The following is a 19333-nucleotide window of genomic DNA, read 5'->3' as shown; positions in this document are numbered from 1 at the left end:
CCGGGCCGCCTCGTCGGTCGCGCCAGCCAGGGTCCGACTGACCGGTGCAGCGTCGGGGCTCCGCTCGCGCCGCCTGGCGCACCGGGCCTCGCGCCGGGTGCGTGAGCGTCGTCGCCCGAATCCCCCGCGCCGCACACTCGGTCGTGTGATGTTCGATAACCCACTGGTTTCCGCCCCGCTGTTTGGCGCCCTGGCGGCCGCCTCGCTCCCCTTGGGCGCGATGGTCGCGCAGGTCTGGCGACCGGACCCGCGCACCCTCGCCTTTTTCATGGCATTCGGCGGTGGAGCGCTGTTCGCCGCCCTCGCGATCGAATTGCTCGCGCCGGCGTTGTCCGAAGGTCACGTCGGAATCTTCAGCGCCGGCGCCCTGGCCGGCGGTTGCCTGTTCAAGGGACTGGATCATCTGCTCAATCGACGCGGCGGTTACCTGCGCAAACCGGCCACCGCGGCCCGCTACTGGAAAAGTCGGGGCGAGGAGCGCTTGCGCGCGACCCTGACGAACCTCAGGCGGCTGGAGATCGCCGCCGACCTTCCCGACGAGAGTCTCGATCAATTGCTGGACATCATGGTCGTGCGTGACTACCCCGCGGGCATGCACATCTATCGCGCCAGCGATCCGGCCGGCAATCTGTACCTGATCGAGCGGGGCGAAATCGAGCTACTCGATCCCACCCAAGGCTATCGACCGTTCGAGCGCCTCGGCGTGCATGACGTCTTCGGCCGGATGAGCTTTCTGACCGGAATGCCGCGAGCCACCGAGGCCATCGCGGTGACCGAGGTTCGGCTTCTGGTCCTGCCGCGCGAAGGCTACCTGGAACTCATCGAATCCTCGCCACAAATGCGGCGGAACCTGCGTGAGCGGTTGGTAGCGCGGAGACGCGGCGTTACCTGGCCGAGCGCTATGACTTGTCGGAAGACCAGATCGCGGCCTGGCTGGCAGACGCTGCTGAGCATCTGGAGCGGTTTGGCCGCTATGACCCGCCGGTATCGCCCCCGCGCCGGATCGCCGATGCCGAGGCCACGCTGCGCGGCGTCCGCCGGGTCCGGGTCTTTGACGGTCTGCCCGACGCTTCGGTGGCCGCAATTGCCCGACTGCTGGTGCCACGCGAGGCGGCGGCCGGGTTTACCTTCTTTCGTGCCGGACAGCCCGCGGACCGGATGTACATCCTCAGCCGCGGGTCGGTCGCGCTGATCGACCCGCACGATGCGTCCGGACACTCGATGCGCGTCGTCGGGGGCGAGGCCTTCGGGGCCGATGCCTTCGTCACCAATGGCACGCATACCATGACCGCGATGGCGCTGGAGGAATCCGAGTTCTATGCGTTGCGGCGGAAGGATTTCGAGGTGTTGCTGGAGCGCGATGCCGACCTCCGGCTGGCGCTGGCCCGCGTGTTGGGCGACGAACGGACGCGGACCTATCTGACGACACGCCAGCGACTGGAAAGCGATCGCGCGGTGCGCTGGATGGAACGCGCCGTCAAGGGCGTGGAAAAGGAAGCCCTTTATACGTCCCTGACCGAGCTGAAGCGCGACGCGGCCAGCCATCAGAATGTGGCGATGGCGATCTTCCTCGGCCTGCTGTTGGATGGCATCCCCGAGTCGCTGGTGATCGGTGCCAGCATTCTGCACGAGTCGACGATCGGCTTTTCGCTGATCGGCGGAGTCTTCGTGTCCAACTTTCCCGAGGCCCTGTCCAGCGCGGTGGGCATGCGCGAGCAGGGCATGGCCACCGCCAAGGTCATCGGCATGTGGGGCGGCATGGTGCTGATCGCCGCCACATCGGCGTTCCTGGGCGCCGTGGCGCTGGGCGAGGCCAGCCCGGGCTCGTTTTCGTTCATCGAGGGCATCGCTGCCGGGGCGATGTTGACCGTGGTGGCCGAAACCTTGCTGCCGGAGGCATTTCACAAGGGCGGTGGCATCGTCGGAATTTCCACGCTGATGGGATTTCTCGTCGCCACCCTGCTGGGTGCGGTGTCGGTGGAATGAAGGATCTGCCCGTCGAAGCTTGCCGCCGATGATCACGGCACTTTGTCTCAACACCGTCGACAAAACCCTGGATGAAGTATCCATCCGCGACATCAGCGAGTTGCGCGAGGACCCCGGACAGGTCGTCTGGGTCGATGTCGAAGATCCCACCGGTCGCGACTTCCTCGACCTGGCCGAGGAATTTTCCTTTCATCCACTCTCGCTGCAGGACTGCCGCAGCGGGCACCAGCGGCCCAAGATCGAAGAGTATCCCGGTTATTACCTGATCGTCGTGTATGAAGCGGAGCTGGCGGGTCCCGACGATCGGCTCGAACTCCGCGAACTGAGCCTGTTCCTCGGCGCGAACTACCTGGTGACGGTACACAGCCGCCCCATTCGGGCTGTCGCCAACGTGCGGCGGCAATGGACGACCTGGATCGATCGCGCCGAGCACGGTGCCGGCCTGCCGGCCTATCTGCTGTTCGACGCCATCGTCGACGATTACATGCCGCTGCTCGATCTCCTGACCGAGCGGACCGATGAACTGGTCGATGCCATCTTCGTCGACCTCCAGCCCGAGGTCATGCGCGAGATATTTCTGATCAAGCGGAAACTTCTGTACCTGCGTCGGGGCGTGCTGCCGCTGCGCGACGTATTCAACCTTTTGCTCCGCCGCGAGCAGCCGCTGTTTGCGCGGGAAACTCACGTCTATTTTCAGGATGTCTTCCACAACATCCTGCGCGTTGCGGATATGGCCGACAACTTGCGCGACCTTCTCGCATCGGCCATGGACGCGTACCTGTCGGTATCGGGCAGCCGCATGAATACCGTCATGAAACGACTGACTTCGATCTCGACGATCCTGATGTCGACGACGTTGATTGCCGGCATCTACGGCATGAATTTCGAGCACATGCCGGAGTTGAACTGGCGCTATGGTTACGTCTACGCCCTGCTGTCCATGATCGGAGTCGGCCTGGCCATCTATGGCTACCTGCGTAGGATCAAGTGGCTGTGAAGAAGACGCAGCGGAACACCAAGCTCGAAGAGAGCTTGCGCAAGAAGCAGAAAAGGGAGCGGCTCGCGTCCGCCCTCGCGCCGCAGGAAGAGTTGTCCGCACCACCGCTCCTGGCGGACACCGCAACGCTCGAACAAGATTTCGACCTGGACGCGGCGGACGAGGAATATGTCGACGGATCGGTGATCCTCGACGGCGAGCATATGGATCTTCCCAGCCAAATCATGCACGTAGAGGGCGGTCGCCGGGAAACCTGGATGAATCCCGTGCTCATGGTCGTGGTGACGATCGCCCTGGGCTTCACGGCCCTTGTGGCCTACCTGATCTCGATCGAGCCCGACTGAACACCGGTGTCATGCGCCTGACAACTGGCCTGTGTTTAATCTGTGCCGAGCCACGCAGCGGTACGCCGCAAAGCGCAGGCGCTTCCCTATCTTGACTCACCCCCTAGCGGGGATTGCCGAGGACTTAGCGATGAGCCATTTGTCGAAGAAGGACCGTCTGAAGATCATGGAAATGGTGGCCGAGATCGCCTCGGAGGCGGCGAAGAACCCCAATGTGGTCTGGATGATCGAGTTTCAGGAAGAACTGGTCTGCACCCTCTACCACACGATGGTTGCATTGATCGAACACGACGAGGACGAGTTCCCGGAAGACGATGACGACGACGATGAGGAAGGCTAACGCTGGGACTGTCGCAAAGCGCGCCGTCGCTCGCCTGCGTCCCGCGTTAGATCGGCACAACACTGACCGCCCCTTGTCTCCCTGAGAAACCCGACAAGTCGTTTTGGAAGTCCACCCGCAATGCCCCTGAGCCCGGACGTTCTGCTGCATCATCGAACCAAGATCGTCGCTACCATCGGTCCCGCCAGCAGTGCACCCGAGGTTCTTCGCAACATGATCCTCGCCGGCATGAACGTGGCCCGGCTGAATTTCTCCCATGGTACCTACGACGACCACGCACGGATGATAGCGATGCTCCGGTCCGTTGCGGCGGACATGGACATCCCGATGACGCTGTTGCAGGACCTGCAGGGTCCCAAGGTACGCGTCGCCCAACTGCCGCAGGGGGAAATGGAGCTGCGGGACGGACAGACTGTCGCCTTGGTGCCTGCCGCCGAGTTCGACGGCGAGCCCGGGACGATCCCGATCGACTACGAACTGCTCGCCGAGGACGCGGCCGTCGGCGAACCGGTGCTGCTGGACGACGGCCTTCTGGAACTTAAGGTCTGGAACGTCCACGGCAAGCATGTGGAGTGCGAGGTCATCGAGGGTGGGATTCTCAAAAGCCGCAAGGGGGTGAACTTCCCTGGGCTGGAGCTGCAGTTGCCGGCCATGACGGCAAAGGATGAGAAGGATCTGGACTTCGGCCTGTCGCAAGGGGTCGACTGGATCTCGCTGAGTTTCGTCCGCAAGGCCGAGGACGTCGTCGCGCTGAAGGAACTCCTGGCGCGCAAAGGCTATCCCGGCACCCCCGTGATCGCCAAGATCGAAAAGCCGCAGGCGATCGACAAGCTCGAGGCCATCGTCGGGGTCAGCGACGGCATCATGGTGGCCCGTGGCGACCTGGGCGTCGAGATGAGCCCCGAGCGCGTGCCGATGCTGCAGAAGCGCATCATCCGCATGTGTAACCTCCGGAGTATTCCGGCCATCACCGCCACGCAGATGCTGGACAGCATGATCCGGAACCCCCGGCCCACGCGCGCCGAAGCCAGCGACGTCGCCAATGCGATCGTCGACGGGACCGATGCCGTGATGCTCTCGGGCGAATCCGCCGTGGGCGAATACCCGGTCAAGGCCGTCGAGATGCTCGCCAAGATCGCCCGGGTGGTCGAGAAGGAAATCGAATTCCCCGCCCTGCCCCCCTCTGACGGTGACGAAACCCATGCGCTCAGCGAAGCGCTGAACGCGATCGACAAGACGATGAAGCTCCGCCTGATCGTCGCCTTCACGAGCAGCGGCTACACCGCGCTGCTGGCGTCCAAGGAACGGCCCTCGGTGCCCGTCGTGGCCTTGACGCCGAACCGGGGCATCTATCACCGGCTGAACCTGATCTGGGGTGTGATCCCGATCCTGATCGATCACCAGGTCGAGACGTTCGAGGACCTGGTGCGCCAGGCCGAAGTGAATCTGCTCGAACGGTCCATGGCCGGAGCGGGCGACAAGATCCTGATCATGGGCGGAATTCCTACACGGCACGCGAAAGGCACGAATTTCCTGAAAATCCATACGATTGGCGCGACCAATCACAGCGGAGCGGGTTGATCCGGACCTATGCAGCGAACACATGGCGCGCACCCGGAGGTCACCGTGGCGCCCCATCGCGAATCGGCATCACGCGCAAGCCGTCCTCAACGATCCCCCAAGGAGACCATCCTATGAACCCGAATGCTCTGTGGCAGCGCTATCAGGACTGGCTCTATTTCCACGAAGGCCTCGGCATCTATGTCGACGTGAGCCGCATCGGGTTCGACGAAACCTTGCTGGAACAACTGGCACCCAGGTTTGCGGACGCGTTCGAACGCATGGCCGCGCTGGAAGACGGCGCCATCGCCAACCCGGACGAGAACCGGCGGGTCGGACACTACTGGCTGCGCGATCCCGATCGCGCGCCAGACAAGGCCACCCGCGAGGAGATCGTCACGACGCTCGCCGACATCGAGAACTTCGTCGCCGCCGTCGATGCCGGCGCTATCCGCCCCCCGGAGGCCGATCGTTTCACCGACATCCTCTCAGTGGGGATCGGCGGCTCGGCGCTCGGGCCGCAGTTCGTCTCCGAAGCCCTCGCCCCATGCCATGCGGCGCGCGCGATTCATTTCATCGACAACACCGATCCGGCCGGCTTCGACCGTGTCCTGGGACGCCTGGACAACCGGCTCGCCAGCACGCTGGTGATCATCACCAGCAAATCCGGTGGCACTCCGGAGACGCATAACGCACTGATCGAGGTGAAGCAGGCCTTCGCCGAGAAGGGTCTCGATTTCGCCCGACACGCGGTCGGCATCACACTTCGCGGCAGCGCCATGGACAAACTGGAAGATGCCGAAGGCTGGCTGCGGGAGTTCCCGATGTTCGACTGGGTTGGCGGACGGACCTCCGAGATGTCGGCGGTGGGCCTGTTGGCGGCGGCGCTCCAGGGCATCGATATTCGCGCCATGCTGGCCGGCGCGCGCGAAATGGACGCGGCGACCCGTGTTCCGGACATGCGGCGGAACCCGGCAGCCCTGCTCGCGCTGAGCTGGTATCACGCGGGTAATGGTAAGGGCGAAAAGGACATGGTCATCCTGCCTTACAAGGACAGCCTGATGCTGTTCAGCCGGTATCTCCAGCAACTGGTGATGGAGTCGCTGGGCAAGGAACGGGACCTCGACGGTGCCGTCGTGCACCAGGGTCTGGCGGTCTACGGCAACAAGGGATCGACCGATCAGCATGCCTACGTGCAGCAACTGCGCGAAGGGATACCGAACTTCTTCGCGACCTTCATCGAGGTCCTCGAAGACCGCTCCGGTCACTCGGTCGAAGTCCGGCCCGGCGCGACATCGGGTGATTTCCTGACCGGGTTTCTGCTGGGTACCCGCCAGGCGCTGTACGAGAACGGGCGCGAATCGATCACCTTGACGATTCCCCGGGTCGATGCGTGCCGGGTCGGGGCGCTGATCGCGCTCTACGAGCGGGCCGTTGGGCTCTACGCGTTCCTGATCAATATCAATGCGTACCATCAGCCGGGCGTCGAGGCCGGCAAGAAGGCGGCGGCGGCGATTCTGGACCTGCAAGGCCGGATTCGGTCCGCCCTCACGGCGGCGAACGGGCCGATGGGGCTGGATGCGCTGGCCGAGGCCGCCGGTGCCGCGGCCGAGGTGGAAACGGTGTACCAAATCGTCCGCCACCTCGCCGCGAACGGGCGCGGCGTCAACCTCGCAGGCCATCCGGCGCAGCCCTCGACGCTTTCCGTGTCGCTCTCCCGATAAAACTGACTGCCATGATCCCCGCCATGCATGATCTCAGCACCACACCGATCGATCTGCACGATCCGAAGCTCTACCTCAATCGCGAATTGAGTTGGCTCGATTTCAACGACCGCGTGCTGCACGAGGCCGTCGATCCGCGTACCCCGCTGCTGGAACGGCTCAAGTTCGTCGCGATCTTCAGCTCGAACCTCGACGAGTATTTCATGGTGCGCGTCTCCGGCGTGCTGGAACAGATCGCCGCCGGCGTCAACGCCACGGGGCCCGACGGCATGACACCCACGGCCCTGATGGACGCGCTGCGGACGCACCTTGCGGCAAGCGTCGCCGCGCAACACGGGCTGTTCCAGCACACCCTGCGTCCGGCGCTGGCGGGGGCAGGCGTAATGCTGCTGGACTATGACACGCTGGACGCAGCCCAGTTACGTCATCTGCAAACCTATTTCGAGCAGCACGTGTTTCCCGTGCTGACGCCACTGAGCGTGGATGCCGCTCATCCCTTTCCGATAATGTCGAATTTGAGCCTTAATCTCGCGGTCATCGTCGAGGATCCGGTCAGCTCGGTCCAGAAGCTCGCTCGCGTGAAGGTGCCGGACACCCTGCCCCGCTTCGTGACCCTGCCGGAGCCGCTGCGGCCGACCGGGACTGTACCTACGCTCTGGGCCGGGGTCACATTGGAGCAGTTGATCGCCAACAATCTGCAGTTGCTGTTTCCGGGCATGCGCCTCGTGGCCAATCATTTGTTCCGGATCACCAGGGATGCGGACTTTCCGGTCAAGGAAGACGAGGCCGAGGATTTGCTGATCGCGATAGAACAGGAAATCAGCAAACGCCGGATCGATGGCTTCGTCTGCCGGCTCGAGATCGAGCGCACGATGCCCAAAAGCCTGCGCGAGAAACTGATGGCCGACCTGGAAATCAGCGACCGGGACATCTACGAGATCGACGGTCTGCTCCATCTGAAGGATCTGTTTTTCTTCATGTCCATGCCCCTGCCCGAGATGAAGGATCCGCCTTGGTCAGGGGTCATCCCGCCACGGCTGCGTTACGATCCGACCGAGGAACCGGGGGGTGAGGAGTCCGGTCCGCAACCGGGGGCGTTGTTTGCCGAGATTCGCAAGGGCGACTTGCTCGTCCATCATCCCTACGAATCGTTTGCCGCATCGGTCCAGGCCTTCATCCAGCAGGCCGCGAACGATCCGCTGGTGCTGGCGATCAAGATGACGCTGTACCGCACCTCGGGCGATTCGCCGATCGTCGCCGCGTTGATCGCGGCGGCAGCGCAGCGCAAGCAGGTCGTCGTGCTGGTCGAGATCAAGGCGCGGTTCGACGAGGAGAACAACATCATCTGGGCGAAGAAGCTCGAAGAGGCCGGGGTGCACGTCGTGTACGGCGTCATGGGCCTGAAGACCCATACCAAGACCGTCCTGGTCGTGCGCGAGGAAGGCGCGGCGATTCGTCGCTATGTGCACATCGGGACCGGGAACTACAACCCGAAAACCGCGACGCTCTATACCGACCTCGGCCTACTGAGCTGCCGGGAAGAACTCGGCCAGGATCTGACCGACCTGTTCAATTACCTGACTGGCTATTCGCGCCAGGAACACTACCGCAAACTGCTGGTGGCTCCGTTGACACTGCGCAGCGGCATGGAGGCGCTGATCCGGCGCGAGATGGAGCAGGCCCGCGGCGGCGGTGAGGGCCGGATCGTCGCGAAGATGAATTCGCTGGTCGACGAGCAGATGATCCGCCTGCTCTACGAAGCCTCGCAGGCCGGCGTGCAGATCGATCTGATCATCCGCGGAATCTGCTGTCTGCGGCCGGGAATCCCGGGCATCAGCGAGAACATCCGCGTCATCAGCATCATCGGACGCTATCTCGAACACGCTCGGATCTTCCGTTTCCACAACGCGGGCCAGGATGAGTTCTATATCGGGAGCGCGGACTGGATGACGCGAAATCTCGATCGCCGCGTCGAAGCCGTAACGCCCATCGAGGACCCGGCGCTGAGCACGGAACTTCGGGAACTGCTGCAGATCATGCTGGACGACAACCGCCAGGCCTGGGATCTCGGCGCTGATGGCCGTTACGTCCAGCGGCGCCCGGCGGAAGGCGATGCGGAACGTCCCACCCAGGCGCTAACGATGCAGCGCACCTTGGCGCGGGCGCAATGACTCCATAGCTGGACAGACTGTATCGCGTGCCGGAGGATTCGATACCATCGCAGGATTACGCCACTTTCGAACGGTGGTATCCCCGCCAGCAGGACGCATGGTGGCATGAACACGAATGGCAATGGCCGCACACCCCAAGCGCATGCTCCGCAAAGCGCCGCATATGCGGTTTTATCGTGGCTTCGATCTGTCGGCAATCGCGCGCTCCTTGCGGCAGACTCAGGCACGTTTCAACGAGATCAACCGGCGCCTGTGCGTCCCTCGCGATGACCTCGATAGCGAGGTCGTCGACAACCTGCTGGAAGCTTATGCCTACGTCGATGGGCTGATACAACGTGGCGTCGACTTGTTCGCACCGGGGCGATCGAACTGCCTGCTCGAAATCAATCGCCTGGTTCTGGTCGGATCGAGTAGCGTCCGGCGGCAGCGTTACGCGTCGCATCTCGATGCCACTGAACGCCGCTTCTACGAAGAACGCGAAGGCGGCATCCGTGACCTCGTCGAATGGGTCCAGGACCATTCTCGCGATGAGGTTTGGGCCCGCGCGGCCGGGGTCTACATCCGAATTCTGAGCAAGCCGCAGTTGTTCCTCGAAGGTAATCATCGCAGCGGCGCGCTGGTCATGAGCTACGTGCTCGGCCGTGAAGACCTGCCACCCTTCGTGCTCACCCCGGACAATGCCCCGACCTACTTCGATCCATCCTCCCTAATTACGAACACCAGCAAGACGAGCCTCGCCATGCTGTTCCGGATGCCGTCGGTCCGTAGGCGCTTTGCCGGCTTTCTTGAGGCGCAGTCGAGACCCGATTTCCTGTTACCGCCCGCGGCAACGCAAGGTGACGAACCATTCAGGCAGGGTCCCGGGCCGAAAGCCTAGAGGTGTCGCACTAGACCTAGCGGAACGAGCGCACGCTCAGCCGTCCTGGTCGTGACCGTGCACCTTCGTCAGCCATCCCATCGCACCCGCGACCGTCAGGCCGAAGGCCACGACAATCAGGTTCACAGGCCAGCCGGCCCGGATCATCAGACTGTAAGCCCCGAGCATCATCAGGATGCTGAGGTTTTCGTTGAAGTTTTGCACCGCGATCGAATGTCCTGCGCCCATCAGCAGATGCCCGCGATGTTGCAGCAGCGCATTCATCGGCACCACGAAGTAGCCGCCCAGAGCGCCGATCAACGCGAGCAGCGGGATCGCGACCCGCCAGTCGGTAACCAGCGCCATGATCGCCACCGTGAAGCCCATCGCAACACCGACCCGAAGCACCCGGACGGCATGGTCCAAGGGTACGGAACGACCGGCTATTGCCGCTCCGATGCCGATTCCCACCGCGACCACTGCCGTCAGTTGCGTGGCTTGCTCCAGATTGAAGCCCAGCGCCTCCGCAGCCCACAGCAGTATGATCAGTCGCAGCGTCGAACCGGCCCCCCAGAAAAGCGTGGTCACCGCCAGCGACACCTGGCCGAGCGGGTCGCGCCAGAGCTTCAGGAACGACTGCGCGAAGTCCCGCACGATGAAACCCAAGGTGCGTTGCGGGAGGGCGTGATCGATAGGCACCTTGGGGATGTACAGGTTGAACAGCGCGGCCACCAGATAAATCACCAGCACGACGGCGATCGCGAACTCGGGCGCGGTGTCGATGCCGGTCGCAAAGGGCTGGCCTTGCAGCGCGGACACGATCCGTTCCTGAACGGTATCGCCGATCAGCAGCCCACCGAGGATGGCCCCCAGTATGATGGCTGCCACCGTCAGGCCCTCCATCCAGCCGTTCGCCCAGACCAGCCTTTCGGGCGGCAGGCATTCGGTCAGGATCCCGTACTTGGCCGGGGAATACATGGCGGCGCCGATACCCACGAAGCCGTAGGCCAGCAGCGGGGGCAGCCCGACCAGCATGGCTCCGCACCCGACGATCTTGACGGTGTTGCTGATCAGCATCACGCGGCCTTTCGGCAGCGCGTCGGCAAACGGCCCCACGAACGGTGCCAACGCGATGAATGACACCACGAAGCCCTCCTGCAGGGCAGGAATCTGCCAGGAGGGCATGTCGAGCGATCTCAGCAGCGCGATCGCCGCAAACAGCAAGGCATTGTCACCCAGCGCGGAAAAGAACTGCGCAGCCAGGACCGTATAGAACCTGTCGGACATGGGCACCGGCCTGTTTCGTGAAAAAACGGCCGAGCGCCAATTCCCTTTAGGCACCCGGCAAAAATTCGCATTCCTTGCGAACGGATTGAACAGCTGACCCAGCGTCAGCTTTCGGAAGAGGGGAGCGGTGAGGGTTTGGCGCCGACGGCGGTGAGCAGCATTTCCGCGAACTCCCGGAACGCACCCTCGCCGCCTCGATGCGTCAACACCACATCGGCGCGCGCCTTGATCTCGTCGACGGCATCCCGCGGACAGGCCGTTACCCCGGCCAGTTCGAAGGCGGGGAGGTCATTCACGTCGTCCCCCAGATAGGCGATTTCAGCGCCGGAGAGATCGCGTCGGGCGAGGATGGACCGGACCACGGCCCCCTTGTCCTTGGCGCCCAGATGACACTCCACGATGCCCAGCTTTTCGGCCCTGCGCACTACCGATTCGGAGCTTTCGCCCGTCACGATGGCGCTCTCGACACCGGCCAGAAGGCGCAAGCGCTCTACGCCCATGCCGTCGCGAATATTGAAACGCTTGAATTTCTCGCCGAGTTCCGAGTAGTACACGCTGCCATCCGTCAACACGCCGTCGCAGTCGGTCAGCACCAGTTTCACGCGGCACAGCCGCTCGCGCAGCAGATCGTCGCCGGCACTCATCACGACACCGCCGAACAGACCCGGCGCAGCTTGCGGCGCGAGCCGAGTTCGCTGTCATAGACCCGTTTGATGCCATCGCCGAGCGAACGCTCGATATCGCGAACGTCACGGATCAGCCGTTCCAGACCGATGAGTTCCACCGAGGCCGCCTGGTCTGTGCCCCACATCGCGCGATCCAGCGTGACATGGCGCTCCAGGAAGCTGGCGCCCATCGCCACCGCGGCCATCGACGGCGCCAGGCCGGTTTCGTGTCCCGAATAGCCGATCGGGACGCCGGGATAGCTGCGGCGCAAGGTATCGATCATCCGGAGATTGAGCTCCTCCACCCGGCACGGATAAGTCGATGTCGAATGCGCGATCATCAGAGTCGGGCGCCCTCGTTCGTCGTGCGTCCCCAGTGCTTCGACCGCAGCGATGATTTCCTCCATGGTCGACATGCCGGTCGAGATCATGACCGGTCTCCCCGTCGAGCGGGCTTTGCGCAGCAACGGCAGGTCGGTCAGCGATGCGCTGGCCATCTTGTAGAACGGCGGCGCGAACTGTTCCATGAAATCGATGGAAGGCTCATCCCAGCAGGAAGCCGTCCAGTCGATATCCAGGGACCGGCAGTACGCATCGATCTCGGCGTATTGCTCCGCGTTGAACTCGACCAGACGGCGATATTCGATGTAGCGGATGCGGCCCCAGGGCGTGTCGCGTTCCTGGTTCCACTGATCCTTGGGCACGCACAGTTCGGGGGTGCGCTTCTGGAACTTGACCGCGTCGGCACCGGCTTCCTTTGCGCCCCTGATCAACTGCTTCGCCAGATCCATCGACCCGTTGTGGTTGATGCCGATCTCGGCGATCACGTAGACGGGGCATCCTTCACCGATTCCTCTGTTCCCTATATTGATCATCTTCTCGCTCATCTGTGTCCTCTTCTAAGGGTGGCGACGGGTTGTTGCGATTACCAAATGGTGAATCCGCCATCGACGACGAGATTCGCGCCGGTGACGTAGGACGAAGCATCGGAGGCCAGGAACAGCAATGCCCCCATGAAATCGGATGGCGACGCCATCCGGTTCAGCGGCGTACGGCGGGCGTACTCGTCGACGAAGAAGGTGTCCTGTTGGTTCAAAACGCCCCCTGGAGAGAGCGCATTGACGCGCACTCCCGCGGCACCCCAGTACGCGGCCAGGAAGCGCGTCAGTGCGAGCACCGCGCCCTTGGTCACTGGGTAAACCGGCGACTTATAGAACTGCTGCCGTCCTTCCGGATCGCGGTACAGCGACTGATCGGGCGCGACCAGGCCGTAGGTCGATCCAATATTGATGATGCTGCCCTGCCCGGCCCTCGCCATGCTCGCGCCGATGATCTGGCAGCACAGGAACGTCCCGGTCACGTTGACGTCCAGGGACCGTTGCCACAGCGCGAGGGGATAGTTCTCGAACCTGGAAAGCTCCAGCGCAGCGGCCGGATCCTCGAACTTGTCGTTGATCGCCGCATTGTTGACGAGCACATCCACGCGGCCCGTGGGCTCGCGCGCGCCCTCCGCCAGCCGCCGCAGCGACATCGGGTCGGTGATGTCGGCCGCGATGGCCAGAGCACTGCCCCCAACATCGCGCGCCACCGCGTCGCAAGTGGCCTGGTCGATGTCCGTCACGATCACCGTGGCACCGGCTTCGGCCAGCGCCCGGCAGTGCTGACGCCCGAGCAGACCTGCCGCGCCGGTGACGATCGCGGTGCGCCCGTTCAGCCCAAAGCGTTCTGCGGCACTCACGCCACGTTCCGATTCAGCGGACCAGAAGCAAGCAGGGCTTCGTCGTCTTTCCGACGCGGCTTGCTGTGGAATTGACTCGTCTTGCGAAACACCGGCTGTAGCGGCGCACCGCGCAACTCGGCGTCGACCCGCCCCGTCGCGACGGCCGCCTCGAGCACGGCGAACGCTTCCCCGAATGCGGCGATCGTATAATCGATGTCGGCGTCGCTATGGCTGAAACACAGATTGTGGATGCCCGACCACAGGATGCCGCGGCGAATCAGTTCCTGCTGCACCAAGGTCTTGAGCTTCAGCGGATCCCCGGCCTTCGGCGAAAAAGTCATCAGGGTGCGGAACGGGTAGCCGGTCACCGAGACGGTCTCCAGCCCGCGCTCGCGGATGAGACCGTTCAGACCGTCCAGCAGGCGCTGGCCGGACTGCGCCAGACGCGCCGTCACGTCATTCTTTCGCATGAAATCGATGCAGGCGACCGATGCCGCCAACGATAGGGCTTCCCCGCCGAAGGTCGTGTAGAAGAACACCTCCTTTTCGAGCAGGGCCATCACATCGCCGCGCCCCGTGATCGCGGAGATGGGCATGCCATTCGCCATCGCTTTCGAAAACAGGCTCAGGTCGGAGCGCACGCCGAGGAATTCCTGGGCACCGCCGACCGCGCAACGGAATCCGGTCCACATCTCGTCGAAGATCAGCAACACGCCGAGCCGGTCGCACACCTCGCGCAGGCCGGACAGAAAATGGCCGTTCTCGCGCTCGAACACGAACGGCTCCAGAATCACGCAGGCGACGTCCTCGTCCACCGCGTCGATCACGGATTGCAGGTCGTTGTAGTTGACCGTGTGGGTAAGCGCCTTGACGGCCTCGGGGACGCCGGCGCAGCGGTCGGTGACGCCGATGTACCAGTCGTGCCAGCCGTGATAGCCGCAGCACAGGATGCGCTCGCGCCCCGTGAAGGCTCGGGCCAGGCGAACCGCGGCGCTGGTGACATCGCACCCGGTCTTCGAGAAGCGCACGGCCTCGGTGTTCGGAATGCAGTCCCGCAGCAATTCGGCCAACTCGACTTCCAGCGGGTGCATCAGTGAAAACGTAATGCCGTCCTCGAGCTGCGCGCGGATTGCGGCATCCACTGCCGGGTGGCAGTAACCCAGGACGATCGGGCCGATGCCCATGTTGTAGTCCAGGTATTCGTTGCCATCGACGTCCCAGACCCGGGCGCCCTTTCCCTTGATCAGGTACTTGGGAGCGACCCCGTCGGAGAACTGGGTCGGCCCCTTGGCCAGCGTCTGGGTTCCCGCCGGGATCAGGCCGCGGGCGCGCTCCCACAGCGTGTTCGATTCGGCGATATCGGGCAGATCGGGATTGAACTCGACGCGGTTGGCCATGGTGTGACGCAGGAATCAGAGTTGGGAAAGACGACGCAGGACTCGATCGGCGATGGACTCTGCCGTGAATCCCTCGTAAGCCAGCACATCCGGCAGCAGGGCCGGTTTGAACCACCGTTCGTCGAGCGCGAGCGGCAGGACCGGAACGGCGAGGCCGGCGGTGATCAGCGCCTCGGCCAGAATGGAAAACAGGCCGCCGGTCAGGAAATGGTCTTCCACCGTGACCAGCAGGGCAGAGCGGCGCGCCGCGGTCAGGATCGCCCCCCGGTCGATCGGCTTCAGTGTGCGCAGATTGACCAGTCCGACCGACAGGCCGTGAGTTCTCAGCATGCTGGCGGCACGGAAACATTCGCCGAACAGCAGGCCATAGGTCAGCAGCGTGACATCAGTCCCCTCGGAAAAGACTTCCGCTCGTCCGATCTCGAACGGCGCGTGATGGGTCGTCGCGGCAGGTCCCGCGTGGTAGCGCAGATACCAGGGCGCGGGGTCGGACAGGACGGCGTCCAGACCGAGAAGCAGGTCTTGCTCATCTGCCGGGCACCAGACCTTCATGCCGGGGATGCCCCGCATCAAGGCGACATCCTCGATCGCCTGGTGGGTGGGACCGTTGGCTTCCGACAGAAAACCCGGGAAACCGCCGACCAGCTTGACGGGCAGGCCCGCGATGCCGACATCGGTGCGGATGAATTCGAAGGCCCGCATCGTCAGGAAGGTCGCGAGCGCATGGACGATCGGCACACGCCCTCGCAGCGCCAGCCCCGCCGCCGCGCCGACCAGCGTCTGCTCGCAGATACCGACATCGATGAAACGCGGTCCGGCGACCGTGGGCAGGCCGCGAATCGCGGCGCGGTTCTCGGCGGTCATCACGATGAGACGATCGTCCCGGGCCAGCAGCGTCGTCAGTCCCGCTTCATAGCTGGGAAAGGGGGCTACGGCGCCAGTCGACGGCCCCTGCCCTGAAACGGCGTCGTCAACGTACAAGGAGCACCTCGCTGGTAATCTCGGCGGAACGCGTGCCATCGAGTTCCCCGAGCAACTGGGTCACCTCGTCGGCCGAGAAGTTGCAGAACCACCGGTCGGCACGCGCTTCGATGCTCGGCAGACCCTTGCCGCGGACGGTATCGGCGATGACGACGGTTGGCCGGCCACAGCCGACCGGCACCGTGTCGAAGCACTCCGCGAGGGCCGAGAAGTCATGACCATCCACCCGGCGGGCGTGCCACCCGAAGGTCGCGAACTTGTCGGTCAGCGGCTCGAGCGGCAGGAGTTCCTCGGTCGCGACATTCGCCTGAAACCCGTTGCGATCGACCACGGCAACCAGATTCTCGAGCCCCTTGGCCGCTGCGACCAGTACGCTCTCCCAGATCGAGCCTTCGTTGAGTTCGCCGTCGCCCAGCACGACCACCACGCGCCCCGTACCTCCTCTCAACCGGATATCCAGCGCAATCCCCAGGCCGACACTGAGCAAATGGCCCAATGAACCGGAATGGAACTCAACGCCCGGGATGCGGCGGTTGGGATGCCAGTAGATGTCGTCGTCGACTTTCAGGTGGCGCTGCAGCCGGGAAGGATCGAGCCAGCCGAGTTCGGCCAACAGCCCGTACAGCGCCGGCACATCGTGACCCTTGGACAGGAGCAGATAGTCGCGATCCGGATCATCGAGCCGCTGTTGGTCGACCTTCAGCCAGTGCGTGTACAAATAGGCGAGCAAATCGACACAGGACAGGGAAGCGCCGATGAAGCATCCGCCATCGGTGGCGAGTCGGACGACACGCCGCCTTACGCGGTGTGCGAGCGCCTTGAGGTCACCGTGCGCAGCGGCATGATCGGAACCGACCGAGGCAAGCCGGTATTCGTTGACGGTCATCGCGCGTCCTCAGAGGATTCGGGTTTGCCGCTGATCGACGGTCTTCAACTGGTCCAGATGATGGCGGTACCAGTTCACCCCGCAGTAACGGGCATTGAGCACCGCGATATCCGGTCTTCGGTCCAGCAGCGCCACGATCTCCGACGGGCCGAACAGCGGATTCACCGGATAGAGTTCGTCGAACACGGCGCTGACCAGCCGGTAGTCTTCGGGATAGTCGACGGTCCAACGATGCGACATCGAGCGATCGGGCATCGCGCGCCCCTGCGCGTCCTGCCACACGAGATTCGCCAACCGAAAGCGCTCGGGCCGCTCCCAGATAAACGGCGTCGTGTGCTCCCGTTCCATCGGAAGCTCCGCCTCGTGCCACGCCGCTTGCAACGCCTCGAAGCCCATGACCTCGACATCGTTACCGTCGGGATACGTGGCGGGGTGGAGATTGCTCGCGTAGTCGCAGTCGCGCTGCGCGAAGCGCGCGAGCACGCGATCGACGATGACCGGGTCGATCAGCGGACAATCCGAAGGGATCTTCGCGACCGCGCCGCCACCGAATGCCTGGGCCGCCCGGTAGTGGCGGTCCAGCAAATCGGTCGGATGACCGCGATAGACGGCGATCCCATGGCGGAAGCACAAGCGCTCGATCGGGTCGTCCTCGGCGTCGGTCGTCGTGGCGACCACGATGCAATGCGGCGTGCGGACCCGCTGCAGGCGCTCCAGCATCCGCAACAGCATCGGCTGCCCGCCCAGTTCCATCAGAACCTTGCCGGGAAGGCGGGTGGACGCCATCCGCGCCTGCACGACGATCAATACCGGATCGTTCACGGCGCGGCCTTGCGTAGCTTGGCCTTTCTCCGCGCCCGAACGGCACGGATGCCCGCCGGCGAAACCGGCCAGCGACGCTTCATCCCGGCGTGCGCCGCCGGTGCTTCGTCGCGCTCGAGCAGGGCCAGACATTCCTGTGCGATCCGGGCACTGGAGGTTCCCCCGTTCTGCCACGGCAGCAATCGGGTCAGCAACTCGGGACTCAGGTCCGAGTGAATTTCCTTGCCCAAAGCCGCGGCGACATAGACCACGGACGAGTAGCGGGTGACCAGTGCCTGGCAGTTGGCGATCATGTGGTCCGTCATCCCCTCGCTGAAGTGGCTCGCCTCCGGGGCGTAGCGCTCCACTTCCCGGGCGGCCCGCACCGGGTTCTCGTTGGGATGAAACTTGAAGATCAGCTGGCGGCCATCCGCGATACGGCGCGCGTGTTCGATGAACTTGCGGCGGTTCTCGTACTTGAACGTCTCCCGCATATCCGAGGTCGCGACCAGCACGTAGTCACGGTGCGGGAAATCGTTGTCCCGATAGGCCTCGCAATGGTCAAAGTTCGGTATGCCGGTGACACGAATCTTTTCCCGACGGGCGCCCTTCGACACGAAAAGGTCCCGGTAACCCTCCGACGCGACGCAAAAAATGTCGTAAAGGTCGGACAATCCGGTCGTCGAAGTCTGGGCCATCCACCGCGGCAGTCCCAATCGCCGAACCAGGTGATACATGACGTTTTCGGGATCGGTCATGCCTTCCTGAACCAGCACCAGACGCGTGCCGCGCACCCGTCTGGGAACGATCAGGTCACTGCAGGTGACGACCAGATCGTATGGGCCGTTGAAGCCCTCGTGGTCCAGCGGCACGCCCTTTTCCTTCAGGAACTCGAGGGTGCGCCGCTGAAACCGCCCACCCAGCACCGTGAAATCCAGCGCACCGGTCCTCTGGACCCAGCGACCCGGTCCGTCACAGAAATAGGGGGTGAAGAAGCTGTCCAGTTGCGGGAGATGCCGAGCGATCTCGTACATCATCTTGGTCTGATTCAGCGATCCGCAGATGAACAACGCCTTCATAGATCCTCTGTCGCTCCAAACTCGTCGCGGCACTATGCCTGCCGGATGCGACAGTGCTGTGAAGATCCGGCGTCACTTTGATGGCAGCGCGGTGACCGGCGCTCGCAAAAGAACGACCTGACGCGCGGCGTTTGGACGCAGGAGCATCGATGACCTGGGGGTGCAGCCGCCCTGGCTGCCTGATGAGCCCTCAACCGGGGCGCGGCATGAATCGGCTCGACGCGGGCGCTGCCCCGCATCGGAAACGTTGATTACGTGATCGGAAAGTAACCGTTCACGCCCCCTCGCGGGAGCGGTACGGGAGGCCGAGACACGGGTAGAGTCCAGCGACGTGGTGTAAATCGAGGGTCAGAGATGGGAGGCCATCGCGAACTCCGGTAAGGTTGAAAGTGCGAAAGACAACCTGAACGTGGAGACGACGATGGCCGACGACAGCATGGCATTTCTGGAGAGTTTGGGACAACTGGGTGGCGAGGATTTTTTGCGGTCCCTGGCGGAGCGGGTGTTGGCACAGCTGATGGAGTGTGAGGTGTCGAACC

General features: G+C 63.7%; 18 protein-coding genes. 9 read left to right on the top strand and 9 right to left on the bottom strand.

Annotated elements, in window-relative coordinates; translation table 11 throughout:
* The first annotated feature begins 148 nt into the window (after positions 1–148).
* The 9 genes from BWR02_RS04190 to BWR02_RS04150 all read left to right on the top strand — a co-directional run bounded on the left by BWR02_RS04190 (position 149) and on the right by BWR02_RS04150 (position 9999).
* Positions 149–1192: a cyclic nucleotide-binding domain-containing protein gene (locus BWR02_RS04190; protein ID WP_139556510.1), complete on the top strand. Its 1044-nt coding sequence runs from the start codon at positions 149–151 to the stop codon at positions 1190–1192.
* The gene (locus BWR02_RS04185) at positions 1159–1986 is read left to right on the top strand and encodes a cyclic nucleotide-binding domain-containing protein (protein ID WP_236101916.1); all 828 of its coding nucleotides are present in this window, start codon (positions 1159–1161) and stop codon (positions 1984–1986) included. The genes BWR02_RS04190 and BWR02_RS04185 overlap by 34 nt, the downstream gene beginning before the upstream one ends.
* A gap of 28 nt (positions 1987–2014) precedes the next feature.
* The gene (gene corA / locus BWR02_RS04180) at positions 2015–2983 is read left to right on the top strand and encodes a magnesium/cobalt transporter CorA (RefSeq protein ID WP_139556508.1); all 969 of its coding nucleotides are present in this window, start codon (positions 2015–2017) and stop codon (positions 2981–2983) included.
* Complete coding sequence (locus tag BWR02_RS04175) at positions 2980–3327, top strand: hypothetical protein (protein ID WP_139556507.1); 348 nt, start codon at positions 2980–2982, stop codon at positions 3325–3327. The genes corA and BWR02_RS04175 overlap by 4 nt, the downstream gene beginning before the upstream one ends.
* A gap of 130 nt (positions 3328–3457) precedes the next feature.
* Complete coding sequence (locus tag BWR02_RS04170; RefSeq protein WP_139556506.1) at positions 3458–3667, top strand: hypothetical protein; 210 nt, start codon at positions 3458–3460, stop codon at positions 3665–3667.
* Between the two features lie 120 nt (positions 3668–3787).
* On the top strand, positions 3788–5248 hold the full coding sequence (gene pyk, locus BWR02_RS04165; RefSeq protein WP_139556505.1) for a pyruvate kinase: 1461 nt from the start codon (positions 3788–3790) through the stop codon (positions 5246–5248).
* Positions 5249–5361: 113 nt separating this feature from the next.
* The gene (locus tag BWR02_RS04160; protein WP_139556504.1) at positions 5362–6951 is read left to right on the top strand and encodes a glucose-6-phosphate isomerase; all 1590 of its coding nucleotides are present in this window, start codon (positions 5362–5364) and stop codon (positions 6949–6951) included.
* A gap of 11 nt (positions 6952–6962) precedes the next feature.
* On the top strand, positions 6963–9122 hold the full coding sequence (gene ppk1 / locus BWR02_RS04155; protein WP_201276144.1) for a polyphosphate kinase 1: 2160 nt from the start codon (positions 6963–6965) through the stop codon (positions 9120–9122).
* Positions 9123–9243: 121 nt separating this feature from the next.
* Positions 9244–9999: a hypothetical protein gene (locus BWR02_RS04150; protein ID WP_201276143.1), complete on the top strand. Its 756-nt coding sequence runs from the start codon at positions 9244–9246 to the stop codon at positions 9997–9999.
* A 36-nt stretch (positions 10000–10035) separates the two neighbouring features.
* Here BWR02_RS04150 and lplT read toward each other — a convergent pair whose 3' ends face one another.
* From lplT to BWR02_RS04105, 9 genes are all read right to left on the bottom strand, one after another.
* Entirely contained in the window at positions 10036–11265 is a 1230-nt protein-coding gene (gene lplT / locus BWR02_RS04145) for a lysophospholipid transporter LplT (protein WP_139556502.1), read from the bottom strand.
* 104 nt (positions 11266–11369) lie between these two features.
* On the bottom strand, positions 11370–11909 hold the full coding sequence (locus tag BWR02_RS04140; protein WP_139556501.1) for a KdsC family phosphatase: 540 nt from the start codon (positions 11907–11909) through the stop codon (positions 11370–11372).
* Positions 11909–12817 (bottom strand): N-acetylneuraminate synthase family protein, encoded by a 909-nt coding sequence (locus BWR02_RS04135; protein ID WP_139556500.1) that lies wholly within the window; start codon positions 12815–12817, stop codon positions 11909–11911. The genes BWR02_RS04140 and BWR02_RS04135 overlap by 1 nt, the downstream gene beginning before the upstream one ends.
* 38 nt (positions 12818–12855) lie before the next feature.
* Complete coding sequence (locus BWR02_RS04130) at positions 12856–13668, bottom strand: SDR family oxidoreductase (RefSeq protein WP_139556499.1); 813 nt, start codon at positions 13666–13668, stop codon at positions 12856–12858.
* Positions 13665–15047, bottom strand: coding sequence for an aminotransferase class III-fold pyridoxal phosphate-dependent enzyme (locus BWR02_RS04125; protein ID WP_139556498.1), 1383 nt, complete (start codon positions 15045–15047; stop codon positions 13665–13667). The genes BWR02_RS04130 and BWR02_RS04125 overlap by 4 nt, the downstream gene beginning before the upstream one ends.
* Before the next feature lie 15 nt (positions 15048–15062).
* Entirely contained in the window at positions 15063–16028 is a 966-nt protein-coding gene (locus tag BWR02_RS04120) for a transketolase family protein (protein ID WP_201276142.1), read from the bottom strand.
* Positions 16018–16914 (bottom strand): transketolase, encoded by an 897-nt coding sequence (locus BWR02_RS04115; RefSeq protein WP_139556496.1) that lies wholly within the window; start codon positions 16912–16914, stop codon positions 16018–16020. Before BWR02_RS04115 ends, BWR02_RS04120 begins: the two co-directional genes overlap by 11 nt.
* Positions 16915–16923: 9 nt before the next feature.
* Entirely contained in the window at positions 16924–17736 is an 813-nt protein-coding gene (locus tag BWR02_RS04110; RefSeq protein WP_201276141.1) for a cytidylyltransferase domain-containing protein, read from the bottom strand.
* Positions 17733–18794, bottom strand: a complete 1062-nt coding sequence (locus tag BWR02_RS04105) for a glycosyltransferase family protein (protein WP_201276140.1) — start codon at positions 18792–18794, stop codon at positions 17733–17735. Before BWR02_RS04105 ends, BWR02_RS04110 begins: the two co-directional genes overlap by 4 nt.
* Positions 18795–19333 lie beyond the last annotated feature (539 nt).

It is taken from the genome of Methylotetracoccus oryzae, from assembly GCF_006175985.1.
In the GTDB taxonomy this organism is placed as follows: Bacteria; Pseudomonadota; Gammaproteobacteria; order Methylococcales; family Methylococcaceae; genus Methylotetracoccus; species Methylotetracoccus oryzae.
Note: the sequence above shows the minus strand (reverse complement) of the source record. Positions and strands in the feature narration are given on the sequence as shown.